This window comes from Streptomyces sp. CNZ287, assembly GCF_007827615.1.
The window spans coordinates 773,396-792,959 of sequence record NZ_VISV01000002.1 but is presented as its reverse complement, the minus strand read 5'-3'; the positions used below and the strand labels follow the sequence as shown (position 1 = coordinate 792,959).

Annotated in this window: 2 protein-coding genes; one reads left to right on the top strand and one right to left on the bottom strand. The window is 73.3% G+C overall.

Translation table 11 applies throughout. The features are described 5' to 3' along the window. Positions 1-19: 19 nt before the first annotated feature. Positions 20-17,956 (top strand): SDR family NAD(P)-dependent oxidoreductase, encoded by a 17,937-nt coding sequence (locus tag FB457_RS35950; RefSeq protein WP_486588952.1) that lies wholly within the window; start codon positions 20-22, stop codon positions 17,954-17,956. Positions 17,957-18,059: 103 nt separating this feature from the next. Here the strand turns inward: FB457_RS35950 and FB457_RS07535 are convergent, their stop codons facing one another. Beyond that, on the bottom strand, positions 18,060-19,481 hold the full coding sequence (locus FB457_RS07535; RefSeq protein WP_145781262.1) for an FAD-dependent monooxygenase: 1,422 nt from the start codon (positions 19,479-19,481) through the stop codon (positions 18,060-18,062). Between the last annotated feature and the right edge of the window lie 83 nt (positions 19,482-19,564).

Here is a 19,564-nt window from a genome sequence, read left to right as displayed (position 1 = left end):
CGACAAGGAGCTTGCGCTGATGAAGAACGAGCAGAAGCTTCTGGACAACCTGAAGTGGGTGACCGCGGAGCTCCGCCAGGCCCGCCGGCGCCTCGGCGAGGTCGAGTCGAAGTCCACGGAGCCCATCGCCATCGTGTCGATGGCCTGCCGCTACTCCGGCGGCGTGGCCTCTCCCGAGGACCTGTGGCGGATGGTGGCCGAGGGCCGCGACGGGATCGTGGAGTTCCCGGGCGACCGCGGCTGGGCCGAGGACCTGTACGACCCGGACCCGGCGGCGAGCGGCAAGAGCTACACCCGGATGGGCGCCTTCCTCCAGGGCGCCGAGCAGTTCGACGCGGAGCTGTTCGGCATCTCGCCGCGCGAGGCGCTGGCCATGGACCCGCAGCAGCGGCTGCTGCTGGAGACGGCCTGGGAGGCGTTCGAGCGGGCGGGCCTGGACCCGGCCGGGGTGAAGGGCAACAGGACGGGCGTCTTCGCGGGGCTCAACTCCCAGGACTATCTGCTGCGCCTCTACCGCGCCACCGGCGACCTGGAGGGCTACGCGGCCACCGGCAGCGCCGGCAGCGTCGCCTCGGGCCGGGTGGCGTACACCTTCGGCCTCGAAGGCCCGGCGGTGACGGTGGACACGGCGTGCTCGTCGTCCCTGGTCGCGCTCCACCTGGCGGTCCAGGCCCTCCGCAACGGCGAGTGCGACAGTGCGCTGGCGGGCGGCGCCACCGTCATGTCCAGCCCCTCGGCCTTCACGGTCTTCTCGCGGCAGCGCGGCCTGGCCGCGGACGGCCGGTGCAAGGCGTTCGCCGACGCGGCGGACGGTACGGCCTGGGGCGAGGGCGTCGGCCTGGTGCTGCTGGAGCGGCTGTCCGACGCCCAGCGGAACGGGCACAAGGTGCTGGCGGTGCTGAAGGGCTCGGCGATCAATCAGGACGGCGCGTCGAACGGCCTCACCGCCCCCAACGGCCCCTCGCAGCGCCGGGTCATCGAGCAGGCCCTGGCCAACGCCCGGCTCAACGCGAGCCAGGTCGACGTGGTGGAGGCGCACGGCACGGGTACGACGCTGGGCGACCCGATCGAGGCGCAGGCGCTGCTGGCGACGTACGGGCGCGAGCACTCGGCCGAACGGCCGCTGTGGCTGGGCTCGGTGAAGTCGAACGTCGGGCACACCCAGGCCGCGGCCGGGGTGGCGGGCGTCATCAAGATGGTCGAGGCCATGCGGCACGGCGTGCTGCCGCCCACGCTCCACGTGGACAAGCCGTCAAGCCACGTGGACTGGGAGTCGGGCACCGTCGCACTGCTGACGGAGACGCAGGAATGGCCGGAGACGGGCGAGCCGCGGCGCGCGGCGGTCTCGTCGTTCGGCATGAGCGGCACGAACGCGCACCTGATCCTGGAGGCCGCGCCGGTTGCGGCAGCGGACGAGGCGGCGACGGTCGACGGGGAGGCGGCGCCGGAGACGGAGGCGGCCGGATCGGCGTCGTCTCTGCCGGTGCCGGTCGTGGTTTCCGGACGCTCGGCGGCGGCGCTCGCGCAGTCGGCCGGGCGTCTTGCGGCGTACGTGGAGCAGCACCCCGAGGTCGAGGTGGGTGCGCTGGCGGCGGGGCTGTGGTCCGGCCGGGCGAAGATGGAGCACCGCGCGGGCATCGTCACCGCCGGCCGCGACGAGCTGCTGGAGGCGCTGACCGCGCTTGCCACGGGTGCGGCGCACCCCGCGCTGGTGACCGGCCCGGGGTCCGCGGAGGCGGGGAAGACGGCGTTCGTGTTCCCGGGTCAGGGCTCGCAGTGGACCCGTATGGGCTACGAACTGGCGGCCGAGGAGCCGGTCTTCGCCGCACATCTGGCCGCGTGCCGCGATGAGCTGTCGCGCTGGTGCGACTGGGACCTGCTCGACGTCCTGGCCAGCGAGGACGAACACGCCCTTGACCGGGTGGACATCGTGCAGCCCGCGCTGTTCGCCGTCATGACCGGCATCGCGCAGCTCCTGCGCCACCACGGCGTCGAGCCCGACGCGGTCATCGGCCACTCCCAGGGGGAGATCGCCGCCGCCTACGTCGCCGGAGCGCTCACGCTCTCCGACGCCATCGCCGTAGTCGCCCTGCGGGCGCAGGCGATCACCCGCCTCGCAGGCACCGGCACGATGGCCTCGTTCCCGCTGCCGGCAGACGAGCTTCAAGACCTGCCCGAGGGCGTCTACGTCGCCGCGATCAACGGGCCGCACACCACGATCCTCGCGGGCGAGACCCAGCCGCTCACCGATCTGGTCCACACGTACCAGGAGCGGGAGATCCGCGCCCGCCTGATCCCCGTCGACTACGCCTCGCACACCCCCCACGTCGAAGACCTGCGCGAGACGATCACCACGGACCTGGCCGAACGCGCCGCGATCCGGCCCGTGGCCCCGGCCATTCCGTTCTACTCCACCCACACCGGCGCCCTGCTCGCGCCGGACCAACTGCTGGACGCGGAGTACTGGTTCAACAACCTCCGCCACCCCGTCCACTTCCACACCACCCTCGAACAACTCCTCGACGACGGCCACTACACCCTCATCGAAACCAGCCCCCACCCGGTCATGACCGCGGCCCTGGCCGACACCTTCGAGCAGCGCACCACCCCGGCCCACCACCACGCCACCCTCATCCGCAACAACGGCACGCAGACCCGCTTCCGCGTCGCCCTGGCGAACCTCCACGCCCACCACCACCCGATCGACCTCAGCCCGCTCCTGCCCGGCGCCGAGGACTCCACCGAGCTGCTGCCCGAGCTGCCCACCTACCCCTTCCAGCACCAGCCCTATTGGCTTGATGCCCCCGCCCAGCTCACCAGCGCCACCGACCTCGGCCTGAGCAGCACCACCCACCCCCTCCTCAGCGCCGCCGTCCAACTCGCCGACACCGACGGCGCCGACGAGACCGGCGCCAGCACGATGGTGTTCACCGGCCGCCTCAGCCTCTCCACCCACCCGTGGCTCGCCGACCACGCCGTGGCCGGTACGGTCCTCCTCCCCGGCACCGCCCTCGTGGACCTCGCCCTGCACACCGGCGACCACACCGGCGCCACCCACCTCGAAGAACTGACCCTGCACGCCCCGCTGGTGCTGGAAGAGACCGGCGCCCGCGACCTCCAGGTCACCACCACACCGCTCGACGACGGCCACGGCGGACGGCAGGTCGCCATCCACTCCCGTGCCCACACCGACGACGAGGCGGAGTCCGAGTCCTGGACCTGCCACGCCACCGGCACGCTCACCGCGGAACCGGCCGACACGGCCGAGCCGTCGGGCCAGTGGCCACCCGCCGGGGCACAGGCGCTCGACGTCGCCGAGCTGTACCCGCGGATGGCCGCGGCCGGCTACGGGTACGGGCCCGCCTTCCGCGGCGTCACCAGGGCCTGGCAGCACGCCGACGGCACCCTCCACGCCGAGATCGCCCTCCCCGGTGACACGGACGCCGACGGGCACACCATCCACCCGGCGCTGCTCGACGCCGCCCTCCACCCTCTCGCCCTCCGTGCGCTCGGCGCGGGCGATGCCGCGGAGGACGAGGCGCGGGAGCTGCGGCTGCCGTTCGCGTGGAGCGGTGTGTCGGTCCACGCCACCGGCGCCACCCACCTCCGTGCCACCCTCACCCCCACCGGCGACCAGGGCCACGACCTCGCCCTCCGCGCCTGGGACCCCACGGGCGCCCCCGTCGCCACCATCGCCGCCCTCAACACCCGGCCCGTCGACCCGACCGCTCTCATCACCGGGAGCGCCGACGACGGCGCCGCGACCCGCAACAGCCTCTTCCAGCTCGCCTGGACCCCGGCCCAGGCCCCGCAGGACGCCTCCGACCGGATCGATCCCGGTCAGGTCGACCTCTACGTCGCCGCCCCGGCCGCCGACGACACCCCCGCCGCGGCCCACGCCGCGACCGAAGCCCTGCTCACCCACGTACAGGGCTGGCTGGCCGCCAACGACGAGACCGATCGCCGCCTCGCCGTGCTCACCCACCGCGCCGTCGCCACGGGTCCTGCGGAGGACGTCCATCTGGCACACGCGCCACTGTGGGGGATGGTCCGTACCGCCCAGAACGAGAACCCCGACCGCATCCACCTGCTCGACACCGACACCGACACCGCCGTCGCGGCCGGCTTCGCCGACGTGCCCCACCTCGCCGACGCCCTCGCCACCGGCGAGCCGCAACTCGCCCTGCGTCACGGCCAGCTCCTCGTCGCACGACTCGTGCGCGCGACCGGCGCCGGCGGCGCGCTCGACGTGCCGGAGAGCACCTGGAAGCTGGCCACCGGGGGCGACGGCACGCTGGAGGCGGTCACCTGCCGGCCGATGCCGGAGTGGGACGAGCCGCTGGCCGCCGGGCAGGTCCGCGTCCAACTGCACGCGATCGGCCTCAACTTCCGCGACACGCTCATCGCCCTGGGCATGTACCCGGGCGACGCCCCGCTGGGCAGCGAGGGCTCCGGCGTCGTCACGGACGTCGCCGACGACGTGACCGACGTCGCCGTGGGCGACCGGGTGATGGGCGTGATGATCGACGGCGCGGGCTCCCACGCCGTCACCGATCACCGCCTGCTCACCACCGTCCCCGAGCAGTGGGGCTTCACTCAGGCGGCCGGGATCCCGGTGGCCTTCCTGACCGCGTACTTCGCGCTGAAGGACCTCGGGCGGCTGGAGGCCGGCGAGTCGCTGCTGCTCCACGCCGCCACCGGCGGCGTCGGCTCCGCCGCACTCCAACTCGCCCGCCACTTCGGCGCCGACGTCTACGCCACCGCCAGCCCCGGCAAGCACCATCTGCTGCGCGCCCAGGGTCTCGACGACACGCACATCGCGTCCAGCCGGAGCCTGGACTTCGAGGAGCACTTCCGCACCCACGGCCCGGACCAGGGCGTGGATGTCGTCCTCAACGCCCTCGCCCACGAGTTCACCGACGCCTCCCTGCGCCTCGTACGCCCCGGCGGCCGGTTCATCGAGATGGGCAAGACGGACGTACGCGACGCCGACACCGTGCAGGCCGAGCACCAGGTCCAGTACCGGAACTTCGACCTCATCGAGGCGGGCCCCGACCGTATCCAGCAGATCCTGGCGCATCTCACCGAGCTGTTCGCCGAAGGCGTGCTGACGCCGCTGCCCACCACCTCGTTCGACATCCGGCACACCCCGCAGGCGCTACGCCACCTGAGCCAGGCCCGGCACACCGGCAAGCTGATCCTGACCCTGCCCAGGCCGCTCGACCCGAACGGCACCGTGCTCATCACCGGCGGCACCGGCGTCCTCGCCGGACTGACCGCGCGTCACCTGGTCACCGAGCACGGCGTACGCCACCTCCTGCTGGCCTCCCGCAGCGGCCCCGACCACCCCAACGCCACGGCTCTCCGCGACGAACTCACCGCACTCGGCGCCCAGGTCACCCTCGCGGCCTGCGACGTCACCGACGCCGACGCCGTACGCGACCTCGTCGGCTCCGTGGACGAGCAGCACCCCCTCACCGCCGTCATCCACACCGCTGGCACCCTCAGCGACACCGTCCTCACCCAGCTCACCCCCGAGAACCTGCACCCCGTCCTCGACCCCAAGGTCGACGCCGCCCACCACCTGCACGAGGCGACCCGCCACCTGCCCCTGGCCCACTTCGTCGTCTACTCCTCCGCCGCCGGCACCCTCGGCAACCCCGGCCAGGCCAACTACGCCGCCGCCAACACCTACCTCGACGCCCTTGCCCACCACCGCACCCGGCAGGGCCTCCCCACCACCAGCCTCGCCTGGGGCTACTGGAAGCAGGCCACCGGCCTCACCGGCCACCTCAGCGACAACGAGGTCCGCAACGTCACCCACGGCACCACCCCGCTCGAAGCGGACCACGCGTTCCGCCTCTTCGACGCGGCCCTCGCGGGCCCCGAGGCGTACCAGCTCTGCCTCCCCCTCAACCCCGCCGCGCTGCGCACGGCCCCCCGCCTCCCCGCCCTGCTGCGCGACCTCGTTCCGCGGCCGGCCCGCCGCGTCGCCGCCTCCTCGGCCGCGGCCGACGGCAACGCGCTCGCCGAGCAGCTCGCCGCGCTCCCCGAGGCGGAGCAGGAGCGCAGGCTGCTGGACCTCGTACGCAGCAACGTGGCCGCGGTCCTCGGCCACGGCACGCCCGACGCCATCGACCCGCAGCGGCCGTTCAAGGAGCTGGGCTTCGACTCGCTGACCGCCGTCGAGCTCCGCAACCGCCTCACGAACGCCACGTCGCTGCGCCTCCCGGCCACCCTGATCTTCGACCACCCGACGCCCCAGGCGCTGACCCGCCATCTCCTCGGCCAGTTCCTCGACACCGGGTCCCTCACCGCGCGGACCCCGAGCCGCGCCGGCGCCGTGGCCGCGAGCGACGACCCGATCGCGATCGTCTCGATGGCCTGCCGCTACCCCGGCGGCGTCCGCGACTCGCGGGCGCTCTGGGACCTCGTCAGCACCGGCCGCGACGCCATCGGCGACCTCCCGGTCAACCGCGGCTGGGACCTGGAGAACCTGTACGACCCGGACCCCGACGCGACGGGCAAGGTCTACACCCGCCACGGGGCGTTCCTGCACGACGCCGATCTGTTCGACGCGGACTTCTTCCACATGAACCCGCGCGAGGCGCTGGCCACGGACCCGCAGCAGCGGCTGCTGCTGGAGACCTCCTGGGAGGTGTTCGAGCGGGCGGGCATCGAGCCCGCCACGCTCCAGGGCAGCAACACAGGGGTGTTCGCGGGTGTGATCTCCCAGGACTACCTGCTGCGGCTGCACCAGAACCCGGAGGGTCTTGAGGGCTACATCGCCACCGGCAGCTCGGGCAGCGTGGCGTCCGGCCGGATCGCGTACACCTTCGGTCTTGAAGGCCCGGCCATGACGGTGGACACGGCCTGCTCGTCGTCGCTGGTCGCCCTCCACCTGGCGATGCAGGCGCTCCGTAACGGGGAGTGCGATCTCGCCCTCGCGGGCGGCGCGACCATCATGGCCACGCCGGGCACCTTCCAGGTCTTCTCCCGGCAGCGCGGCCTCGCCGCCGACGGCCGCTGCAAGCCCTTCGCCGACGCCGCCGACGGCACCGGCTGGGGCGAGGGCGCGGGCCTCATCCTGCTCGAACGTCTCTCGGACGCGCAGCGCAACGGGCACACGGTCCTGGCGGTGCTCAAGGGCTCGGCGATCAATCAGGACGGCGCGTCGAACGGCCTCACCGCACCCAACGGCCCCTCGCAGCAGCGTGTCATCGAGCAAGCGCTGGCCAACGCCGGGCTGAGTGCGGGGCAGATCGACGTGGTGGAGGCACACGGCACGGGTACGACGCTGGGCGACCCGATCGAGGCACAGGCCCTGCTCGCCACGTACGGCCAGGCACACACCGAGGAGCGGCCGCTGTGGCTGGGCTCGGTGAAGTCCAACATCGGGCACACCCAGGCCGCGTCCGGTGTCGCGGGCGTGATCAAGATGGTCGAGGCACTGCGGCACGGCCGGCTCCCGCAGACCCTGAACGTGGATCGCCCCTCGACGCACGTGGAGTGGGACACCGGCCACGTCGCGCTGCTGACGGAGACGCGGGAGTGGCCGGAGACGGGTGAGCCGCGGCGGGCGGCGGTCTCGTCGTTCGGCATGAGCGGGACGAACGCCCACCTGATCCTGGAGGCCGCACCGGTTACGGCAGCGGACGAGGCAGTGCCCGAGGAGACCGGGTCCGGCTCGGGCGTTGCGGTTCCGGTGGTGGTTTCCGCCCGTACGGCGGGTGCGCTGGCGCAGAGCGCCGAGCAGCTCGCGGCGTACGTCGAGGAGCACCCCGAGATCGAGGTGGGTGCGCTGGCGGCGGGGCTGTGGTCCGGGCGGGCGAAGATGGAGCACCGCGCGGGCATCGTCACCGCCGACCGGGACGAGCTGCGCGAGGCGCTGACCGCGCTTGCCACGGGTGTCGCACACCCGGCACTGGTGACCGGGCCCGGCACGGCCAACGCGGGCAAGACCGCGTTCGTGTTCCCCGGACAGGGCTCGCAGTGGACACGCATGGGCTATCAACTCGCCGCGGAGGAGCCCGCTTTCGCGGAGCATCTGGCCGCGTGCCGCGACGAGCTGTCGCGCTGGTGCGACTGGGACCTGCTCGACGTCCTGGCCAGCGAGGACGAACACGCCCTTGACCGGGTGGACATCGTGCAGCCCGCGCTGTTCGCCGTCATGACCGGCATCGCCGAGTTGCTGCGCCACCACGGCGTCGAGCCCGACGCCGTGATCGGCCACTCCCAGGGCGAGATCGCCGCCGCGTACGTCGCCGGAGCGCTCACGCTCTCCGACGCCATCGCCGTAGTCGCCCTGCGGGCGCAGGCGATCACCCGCCTCGCAGGCACCGGCACCATGGCCTCGTTCCCGCTGCCGGCAGACGAGCTTCAGGACCTGCCCGAGGGCGTCTACGTCGCCGCGATCAACGGGCCGCACACCACGATCCTCGCGGGCGAGACCCAGCCGCTCACCGATCTGGTCCACACGTACCAGGAGCGGGAGATCCGCGCCCGCCTGATCCCCGTCGACTACGCCTCGCACACCCCCCACGTCGAAGACCTGCGCGAGACGATCATCACGGACCTGGCCGAACGCGCCGGCATCGAGCCGATGGCCCCGACCATCCCCTTCTACTCCACCCACACCGGCGCCCTGCTCGCCTTCGACCAGGACCTCGACGCGGAGTACTGGTTCAACAACCTCCGCCACCCCGTCCACTTCCACACCACCCTCGAACAACTCCTCGACGACGGCCACTACACCCTCATCGAAACCAGCCCCCACCCGGTCATGACCGCGGCCCTGGCCGACACCTTCGAGCAGCGCACCACCCCGGCCCACCACCACGCCACCCTCATCCGCAACGACGACACCAAGGTCCGCTTCCTCACAGCACTCACCTCCCTCCACACCCACCACCACCCCGTCGACCTCGCCCCTCACTTCCCGCGGACCGATCAGCCCGCCGACCGGGTGCCCGAGCTGCCCACCTACCCGTTCCAGCGGGAGAGCTACTGGCTTCACGGCTCCGCCCAGCTCACCAGCGCGTCCGACCTCGGTCTGGGCACCACCGCCCACCCGCTGCTCCACGCCGCCGTCCCGCTCGCGGACGAGACGGGCACCGGCGCCACCGGCACCGTGGTGTTCACCGGCCGTGTCGGCCTGAGCAGCCACCCGTGGCTCGCCGACCACGCCGTCGCGGGTACGGTCCTGCTGCCCGGCACCGCGCTGGTCGACCTCGCCCTGCACGCCGGTGACCACACGGGCGCCACCCACCTCGAAGAACTGACGCTCCAGGCACCGCTGGTGCTGGAGGAGACCGGCGCCCGCGACCTCCAGGTCACCGCGGGGCCCCACCCCGACGCGGACGGCTGGCAGGTCACGATCCACTCCAGGCCCCACACGGACGACGAGGCCGAGCCCGAGCCGTGGACCTGCCACGCCACCGGCACCCTCACCGCCGAACCGGCGACCCCGGCCGAGCCCCTGACCCAGTGGCCGCCCGCGGGCGCGCAGGCGCTCGACGTGTCGGAGATCTACCCCCGGCTGGCCGCGGGCGGCTACGCGTACGGGCCCGCCTTCCGCGGCGTCACGGCGGCGTGGGCGCAGCCCGACGGCACGCTGCACGCCGAGATCGCCCTGCCCGACGACACCGACCCCGACGGGCACACGATCCACCCCGCCCTCCTCGACGCGGCGCTCCACCCGCTGGCGGCCCAGGGCGGCGCCAAGACCGGAGGGGAGACCGACGCACAACTGCGACTGCCGTTCGCGTGGACCGGTGTGTCCGTCCACGCCTCCGGCGCCACCCGCCTCCGCGCGACGATCACCCCCACCGGCGACCAGGGCCACGACCTCGCGCTCCGCGCCTGGGACCCCACTGGTGCTCCCGTCGCCACCATCGGCGCCCTCAACACCAGGGCCGTCGACGCCTCTGCGCTGACCAGCGCCGCCGACACCGGCGCCGCGACCCGCAACAGCCTCTTCCACCTCTCCTGGAGCCCTGCCGGGGCGGAGGGAGACGAGCCGGCGGAGCTGGATCGGTACGACCTGCACGTCGCCGCGCCCGCGGGCGAGGACACCCCGGCCGCGGCACACGTCGCGACCGAGGCGCTGCTGACCCACGTCCAGAACTGGCTGGCCGACAACGACGAGACCGACCGGCACCTCGTCGTCCTCACCCACCTGGCCGTCGCCACCCACCCGGCCGAGGACGTCCACCTGGCCCACGCACCGCTGTGGGGCCTGCTCCGCAGCGCCCAGAACGAGAACCCCGACCGCATCCGCCTCGTGGACACCGACGCCACCGGCATCGACGCGAACGCCGGCGCCGCCGGCGTCCCGCACCTCGCCGACGCCCTCGCCACCGGTGAGCCCCAGACCGCCGTCCGCGGCGGCCAGGTGCTGGCCGCGCGCCTCGTGCGCGCGACGGGCGCGGAGAGCGGCGTACTGGACGTGCCGAAGGGCACGTGGAAGCTGGCGAGCGACGGCGACGGCACGTTGGAGGCGCTCGCCTGCCGGCCCGCCCCCGAGTGGGACGTGCCGCTGACCGGCAGCCAGGTCCGCGTGCAACTGCACGCGGTCGGGCTGAACTTCCGCGACACGCTCATCGCCCTGGGCATGTATCCGGGCCAGGCACCCCTCGGCAGCGAGGGCGCCGGCGTGGTGACCGAGGTCGGCGCCGACGTCACGAGCGTGGCGGTCGGCGACCGCGTCATGGGTCTCATGCCCGAGGGCGCCGGCAGCCGGGCGATCACCGACCACCGGCTCCTCACGCCCGTACCGGCGGAGTGGTCCTCCACCCAGGCGGCAGGGATTCCGGTCGCCTTCCTCACGGCGTACTTCGCGCTGAAGGACCTCGGGCGGCTGGAGGCCGGCGAGTCGCTGCTGCTCCACGCCGCCACCGGCGGCGTCGGCTCCGCCGCGCTCCAACTCGCCCGCCACTTCGGCGCCGACGTCTACGCCACCGCCAGCCCCGGCAAGCAGCACCTGCTGTACGCGCAGGGACTGGACGAGCACCACATCGCGTCAAGCCGCACGCTGGACTTCGAGGAGCACTTCCGCACCCACGGCCCGGACCAGGGTGTGGATGTCGTCCTCAACGCCCTCGCCCACGAGTTCACCGACGCCTCCCTGCGCCTCGTACGCCCCGGCGGCCGGTTCATCGAGATGGGCAAGACGGATATCCGCGACCCGCAGGCGGTCCAGGCCGAACACGGCGCCGAGTACCGGAACTTCGACCTCATCGAGGCGGGCCCCGACCGTATCCAGCAGATCCTGGCGCATCTCACCGAGCTGTTCGCCGAAGGCGTGCTGGCCCCGCTGCCCACCACCTCGTTCGACGTACGGCAGGCCCGCCAGGCCCTGCGCTACCTGAGCCAGGCCCGGCACACCGGCAAGCTGATCCTGACCCTGCCCAGGCCGCTCGACCCGAACGGCACCGTGCTCATCACCGGCGGCACCGGCGTCCTCGCCGGACTGACCGCGCGTCACCTGGTCACCGAGCACGGCGTACGCCACCTCCTGCTGGCCTCCCGCAGCGGCCCCGACCACCCCAGCGCCACGGCTCTCCGCGACGAACTCACCGCACTCGGCGCCCACGTCACCCTCGCGGCCTGCGACGTCACCGACGCCGACGCCGTACGCGACCTCGTCGGCTCCGTGGACGAGCAGCACCCCCTCACCGCCGTCATCCACACCGCGGGTGTGCTGAACGACGCCGTCCTCACCCAGCTCACCCCGGGCGACCTGCACCCGGTCCTGGCGCCGAAGGTCGACGCCACGTACCACCTGCACGAGGCGACCCGGCACCTCGACCTGGCGCACTTCGTCGTCTACTCCTCCGCGGCCGGCACCCTCGGCAACCCGGGGCAGTCGAACTACGCTGCCGCCAACACGTACGTGGACGCCCTCGCCCACCACCGCAACCGGCTCGGCCTGCCGACCACCAGCCTCGCCTGGGGCTACTGGAAGCAGGCCACCGGCCTCACCCAGCACCTCACCGCCGACCAGCAGGGCCGCACCGGCAAGCCGCTCACCACCGAGCACGGCCTGCACCTCTTCGACGTCGCGCTCCGGGACCGGCCCGAATCGACGCTGGTCTGCATGCCGATTGAGCCCGCGGCCCTGCGCCGCGCGCCCAAGGTGCCGGCGCTGCTCCGCGACCTCGTACCGGCCACCGCGCGCCGCGCGACCGCAGCGGGCGCGAGCGCGGTACGGCGCTCGGGGCTGGCCGAGGAGCTGGCCGGGCTCGGCGAGGCCGAGCAGGACCGGCTCGTGCTGGACCTGATCCGCAGCAACGTCGCGGCGGTCCTCGGCCACGCGCGCCCGGAGACCATCGACCCGCAACGCCCGTTCAAGGAGCTGGGCTTCGACTCCCTCACCGCCGTCGAACTGCGCAACCGGCTCACCAACGCCACCGCGCTCCAGCTCCCCTCCACCCTGGTCTTCGATCACCCGACGCTCACCGAGCTGTCGGTCTTCCTGCGGGGCAAGCTGCTGGACGAGCAGCCGCGGCTGCGCGCGGCGAAGCAGGTCGCGGCCGTGGCCGACGACGACCCGATCGTGATCGTCTCGATGGCCTGCCGCTACCCCGGCGGGATGCGGCGGCCCGAGGACCTGTGGAGGCTGGTCTCCGAGGGCGTCGAGGCGATCGGCGACCTGCCGGACGACCGCGGCTGGGACCTCGACGGCCTCTACGACCCGGACCCGGACGCGCCGGGCAAGATGTACACCCGCAAGGGCGCGTTCCTGTACGACGCCGGGCGGTTCGACGCGGACTTCTTCCACATGAACCCGCGCGAGGCCCTGGCCACCGACCCCCAGCAGCGGCTCCTGCTGGAGACCGCCTGGGAAGCCTTCGAGCGGGCGGGCATCGACCCCACCAGCCTCAAGGGCAGCAGCACCGGCGTGTTCGCGGGCGTCATCTCGCAGGACTACCTGATGCGCATGCACGACGCGCCGGACCACCTGGAGGGCTACTTCGCCACGGGCGGCTCCGCGAGCATCGCCTCGGGCCGGGTGGCGTACACCTTCGGTCTCGAGGGTCCGGCCATGACCGTGGACACGGCCTGCTCGTCGTCGCTGGTCGCCCTCCACCTCGCGGCGCAGGCGCTGCGCAACGGGGAGTGCGATCTCGCCCTCGCGGGCGGCGCGACCATCATGGCCACGCCGGGCACCTTCCAGGTCTTCTCCCGGCAGCGCGGCCTCGCCGCCGACGGCCGCTGCAAGCCCTTCGCCGACGCCGCCGACGGCACCGGCTGGGGCGAGGGCGTCGGCCTGGTGCTGGTCGAGCGGCTGTCGGACGCCCGGCGCAACGGACACGACGTGCTCGCCGTCGTCCGCGGCTCCGCCGTCAACCAGGACGGTGCGTCGAACGGCCTCACCGCGCCCAACGGCCCGTCGCAGCGCCGCGTCATCGAACAGGCCCTCGCCAACGCCGGGCTGAGCGGCGACCAGGTCCACGCCGTCGAGGCGCACGGCACGGGCACGACGCTGGGCGACCCGATCGAGGCGCAGGCCCTGCTGGAGACGTACGGCCAGGCGCACTCAGCAGAGAATCCGCTGTGGCTGGGCTCCATCAAGTCCAACATCGGCCACACCCAGGCCGCGGCCGGTGTCGCCGGCGTCATCAAGATGGTCGAGGCCATGCGGCATGGTGTCCTGCCTCCGACGCTCAACGTCGACATGCCCACGAGCCATGTCGACTGGGACGCGGGCCACATCGAGCTGCTGACGGAGGCCCGCCCCTGGACCGAGGACGTTGAGCCGCGACGCGCGGCGGTGTCGTCGTTCGGCATGAGCGGCACCAACGCGCACCTGATCCTGGAAGCGGCCCCGGCCCTGCCGGAGGCCGAGGCTGAGCCGGAGGCGGGGGCGGCGCCGGTGCCGGTGGTGGTTTCCGCCCGTACGGCGGGTGCGCTGGCGCAGAGCGCCGAGCAGCTCGCGGCGTACGTCGAGGAGCACCCCGAGATCGAGGTGGGCGCACTGGCCGGACGGCTGTGGTCCGGGCGGGCGAAGATGGAGCACCGCGCGGGCATCGTCACCGCCGACCGCGACGAGCTGCGCGAGGCGCTGACCGCGCTGGCCACGGGCGCGGCGCACCCCGCACTTGTCACGGGACCGGGGCCGGTGGCCGCCGGCAAGACGGCGTTCGTCTTCCCGGGTCAGGGCTCGCAGTGGACCCGTATGGGCTACGAACTGGCGGCCGAGGAGCCGGTCTTCGCCGCACATCTGGCCGCGTGCCGCGATGAGCTGTCGCGCTGGTGCGACTGGGACCTGCTCGACGTCCTGGCCAGCGAGGACGAACACGCCCTTGACCGGGTGGATGTCGTGCAGCCCGCGCTGTTCGCCGTCATGACCGGCATCGCGCAGCTCCTGCGCCACCACGGCGTCGAGCCCGACGCGGTCATCGGCCACTCCCAGGGGGAGATCGCCGCCGCCTACGTCGCCGGAGCGCTCACGCTCTCCGACGCCATCGCCGTAGTCGCGCTACGGGCGCAGGCGATCACCCGCCTCGCAGGCACCGGCACCATGGCCTCGTTCCCACTCCCGGCAGACGAACTCGGCGACCTGCCCGAGGGCGTCTACGTCGCCGCCGTCAACGGGCCGCACACCACGATCCTCGCGGGCGAGACCCAGCCGCTCACCGATCTGGTCCACACGTACCAGGAGCGGGAGATCCGCGCCCGCCTGATCCCCGTCGACTACGCCTCGCACACCCCGCATGTAGAGGATCTGCGCGAGACGATCACCACGGACCTGGCCGAACGCGCCGCTATCCGGCCCGTGGCCCCGGCCATTCCGTTCTACTCCACCCACACCGGCGCCCTGCTCGCGCCGGACCAACTGCTGGACGCGGAGTACTGGTTCAACAACCTCCGCCACCCCGTCCACTTCCACACCACCCTCGAACAACTCCTCGACAACGGCCACTACACCCTCATCGAAACCAGCCCCCACCCGGTCATGACCGCGGCCCTGGCCGACACCTTCGAGCAACACCCCACCGCCGCCCACCACCACGCCACGCTGATCCGCAACAACGGCACCAAGGCCCGCTTCCTCGCGGCCCTCACCACCCTCCACGCCCACCACCACCCCGTCGACCTCACCCCCCTCCTGCCGCAGTCGGCGAGCGCGCTGCCGAGCCTCCCCACCTACCCGTTCCAGCACCAGCCCTACTGGCTGAACGCTCCGGCCCGGCTCGCGAGCGCCACCGACCTCGGCCTCACCACGACGACCCACCCGCTGCTGCACGCCGCGGTCCAGCTCGCCGACGGCACCGAAGGCGGCGCGGGCACCACGGTGTTCACGGGCCGGGTCAGCCTGAGCAGCCACCCGTGGCTCGCCGACCACGCCGTCACCGGGACCGTGCTGCTGCCCGGTACCGGCCTGGTCGACCTCGCCCTGCACGCGGGCGACCACACCGGCGCCACCCACCTCGAAGAACTGACGCTCCAGACACCGCTGGTGCTGGAGGAGACCGGCGCCCGCGACCTCCAGGTCACCGCCGCGCCCCAGGGTGGATCCGACTCGTCCGGTACGGGCCGGTGGCAGGTCACCGTCCACTCCCGCCCGCACACCGACGACGTCGAGCCCGAGCCGTGGACCTGCCACGCCACCGGCACCCTCACCGCCGAACCGGCGACCCCGTCCGAGCCCCTGACCCAGTGGCCGCCCGCGGGCGCGGAGCCCTTCGAGATCGGCGCGCTCTACCCGGAGCTGGCCGCGGCGGGCTACGAGTACGGCCCGGTCTTCCAGGGCGTGACCGCGGCCTGGAAGGAGGCCGACGGGACGCTGCACGCGGAGATCGCCCTCCCGCAGGGCGCCGACGCCTCCGGCCACGCCCTCCACCCCGCGCTCCTCGACGCCGCACTGCACCCCCTCGCGGCGCACAACGACGGCGCGGACGGGCAGCTCCGGCTGCCGTTCGCGTGGAGCGGTGTGTCGGTCCACGCCACCGGCACCACCGGGCTACGCGCCACCCTCACCCCCGCGGGCGAGCACGGCCACGACCTCGCCCTGCGCGCCTGGGACACGACGGGCGCGCCGGTGGCGACGGTCTCGGCGCTGACCACCCGGCCCATCGACGCCGCGGCGCTGAGCGCACGGAGGAGCGAGGACACCCGCAACAGCCTGTTCCACCTCGGCTGGAGCCCTGCCGCCGCCGATCAGTCGGCGGTGGTGGATCCGGACCGGGTGGACGTGTACGTGGCCGTCCCGGCCGCTGAGGACACCCCGGTCGCGGCGCACGTCGCGACCGAGGCGCTGCTGACCCACGTCCAGAACTGGCTGGCCGACAACGACGAGACCGACCGGCAACTCGTCGTCCTCACCCACCGGGCCGTCGCCACCCACCCGGCCGAGGACGTCCACCTGACGCATGCGCCGCTGTGGGGCCTGGTCCGTACGGCCCAGAACGAACAGCCCGACCGCATCCACCTCATCGACACCGACACCACCGACATCGAGCCCGGGACACAGGCGGCCGACGTCCCGCACCTCACCGACGCCCTGGCCACGGGCGAACCCCAACTCGCCCTCCGCGACAACACGGTCCTCATCCCCCGCCTGACCCGCTCCACCGACGACGCCGCGACGGAATCCCGGCCGCTCGACCCGAACGGCACGGTGCTGATCACGGGCGGAACCGGCGGTCTCGCGAGCCTGACGGCCCGTCACCTCATCACCGAGCACGGCGTACGCCACCTCCTGCTGGCCTCCCGCAGCGGCCCCGACCACCCCAACGCCACGGCTCTCCGCGACGAACTCACCGCACTCGGCGCCCACGTCACCCTCGCGGCCTGCGACGTCACCGACGCCGACGCCGTACGCGACCTCGTCGACTCCGTCGACGAAAAGCACCCGCTGACCGCCGTCATCCACACGGCCGGGGCACTCAACGACGCCACCCTCACCCAACTCACCCCGGAGACGCTGCACTCCGTCCTCGCCCCCAAGGTGGACGCCGCGTACCACCTCCACGAGGCCACCCAGGACCTGGACCTGGCCCACTTCGTCCTCTACTCCTCCGCCGCCGGCACCCTCGGCAACCCCGGCCAGGCCAACTACGCCGCCGCCAACACCTACCTCGACGCCCTCGCCCACCACCGCACCCACCAAGGGCTCCCCACCACCAGCCTCGCCTGGGGCTACTGGAAGCACACCACCGAACTCACCGGCCACCTCACCACCCACCAGCAGAGCCGCACCGGCACGCCGCTCACGACGGAGCACGGGCTGCGCCTCCTCGACGCCGCACTGACCACCTCCGCGTCGCACCACCTGTGCGTGCCGCTCAACCCGAGCACCCTGCGCACCGCGCCCCACCTGCCCGCGCTCCTCCGCGACCTCGTGCCGGCGCCCCGCCGCTCGGCCGCGTCGCCGACCGCGGGCGCGCCCGGCGGCACCGCGCTGGCCGACCAGCTCGCGTCGCTGCCCGAGCCGGAGCAGCGGCACAAGACGGTCCTCGATGTCGTACGCAGCAACATCGCCGCGGTCCTCGGCCACGGCACCGCCGAGACCATCGACCCGCACCGCCCGTTCAAGGAGCTGGGCTTCGACTCCCTCACCGCCGTCCAGCTCCGTAACCAGCTCACCACCACCACCGCACTCCGCCTCCCCGCGACCCTGATCTTCGACCACCCCACCCCCGACGCCCTGGCCGGCCGGATCCTGGCGGACCTGATGCCGGAGGCGGTCAGCGCGTCGCGCCGGGTGATCGCCGATCTGGACGCGCTGGAGCTGGAGCTGAAGCAGCTCGCGGCGGACGAGGCGGAGCGCTCGCGGATCACGCTGCGGCTGCAGACGCTGCTGTCGAACTGGAACGACGCGCGCCCGGCCCCGGCCGAGGACGTGAGCAACAAGATCCAGGAGTCGTCCACGGAGGAGATCTTCGACTTCATCGACCGGCAGCTCGGCCGTACGGACGGCAGCGAGGCACCTTCGACGCCCGGACAGTGAAAGGCCGGTGAAAGGAGAACCGCCCGCCGTGATCACGGCGGGCGGTTCTCTTATTGTCTTTTGTCTTGCTGTTCTCCGGGGCCGTTCTCGCCGCGGGTTCCGGCTACTTCGCCGACCGCAGCACCGCCGCCTCCGCGTCCTTCAACGGCGCCGCCGTCAGCGGCGGCCGGCCCTGCTGCCGCATCGACGCCAGGAATTCGGGCGTCTCCAGGCTGCCCAGCGGTGCGGTGAGCGTGGTGACGGCCGTGAGGGCGTCGCAGACGCGCTCGTTGACCAGGGACGCGCTGGTGACCAGGTCGGCGAACCCCTGCCGCTGCGCGGCCTGGGTGGTCAGGCGGGGGTCGCTGACCGTGGCCTTGTTGTCGGGGTAGCACAGATCCTGCGAGGCGGAGAGCAGCCACGGCGCGTCGGCGGCGGCGGCGATGGCCTGCTGCGCCGTACGGGCCAGGCCGGGCTTCAGCCCGCCGGCGCGGCTCAGGGAGGTCTCCAGCGCCCGGGCGGACTGGGCGGCGACGCTCATGCCGTGGCCGTGGATGGGGTTGAGGGACACCACGCAGTCCCCGAGCGCGACGAGCCCTTCGGGGCGGTCGGCGAGGCGGTCGAGGTGCATGCGGCGGTTGAGGGTGCTGCGGGTCGTACGGACCGGCGTCAGCGGCTCCGCGGCCTCGATCAGGTCCGCGACGACCGGGTCGCGCAGGCCGCGGGCGAACTCGGCGAAGCGCGCGTCGTCGGCGGTCGGTTCGCCGCCGCGGGTGCCGGAGAGGGTGATGATCCAGCGGCCGTCCTCGATGGGCAGGAGCAGGCCGTTGCGGCCCGGCCGCCCCGTGCGGTGGTCGGCGTAGACGCTGACGACGGGGAAGTCCGCGGGGGCGCCGGCGGGGGCGCGGAAGACGCGGGTGGCGTACGTGAGTCCCGTGTCGACGCTCTCCTCGGCGGCGGGCGGCAGGCCGAGATCGGTGAGCCAGTGCCGCAGCCGGGAGCCGCGCCCGGTGGCGTCGACGACGATGTCGGCGGGCAGTTCGCGCGTGCCGCCGTCCGGGGTGCGTACGCGGACGCCGGTGACGCACGTGCGGTCGCCGAGCAGCCCGTGCGCCTCCGTCCTCGTCAGCACCTCGGTGTCCGGGTGGTCCAGGGCGGCCTCGCGGACCGTCTGGTCGAGGAGGGGGCGGCTGCAGGTGAGCGCGTAGTGGGAGCCGGGGAAGCGGTGCTGCCAGCCGTAGGCGCTGTAGAGGACCATGTCCTCCTTGACGCCGATGCGGTGGGCGCCGGCGGCGCGCAGCCGGTCCAGGGTGCCGGGGAGCAGCGCCTCGATGGCCTCCGCGCCACCGGACCAGAGAATGTGCGCGTGCCGGCCCTGCGGGACGCCCTTGCGGGGCTCGGGTTCCTCCGGGTACGTGTCGCGTTCGACCACGGTGACGTGGTCGACGTGGTCCCGCAGGGCCCGTGCGGCCAGCACGCCGGCGAGGCCGCCCCCGAGTACGACTCCGTGAACTCGGGTGTTCGGGCCCCGGGTTGCTTCCGCCATTTGCTGTTCCGCCCTTTCCGCATGGTCCGGTGCCGGGCGGTTGCCGTATGCCGCCCGGTTCACCATGCGGGCCGCGGCTTGGG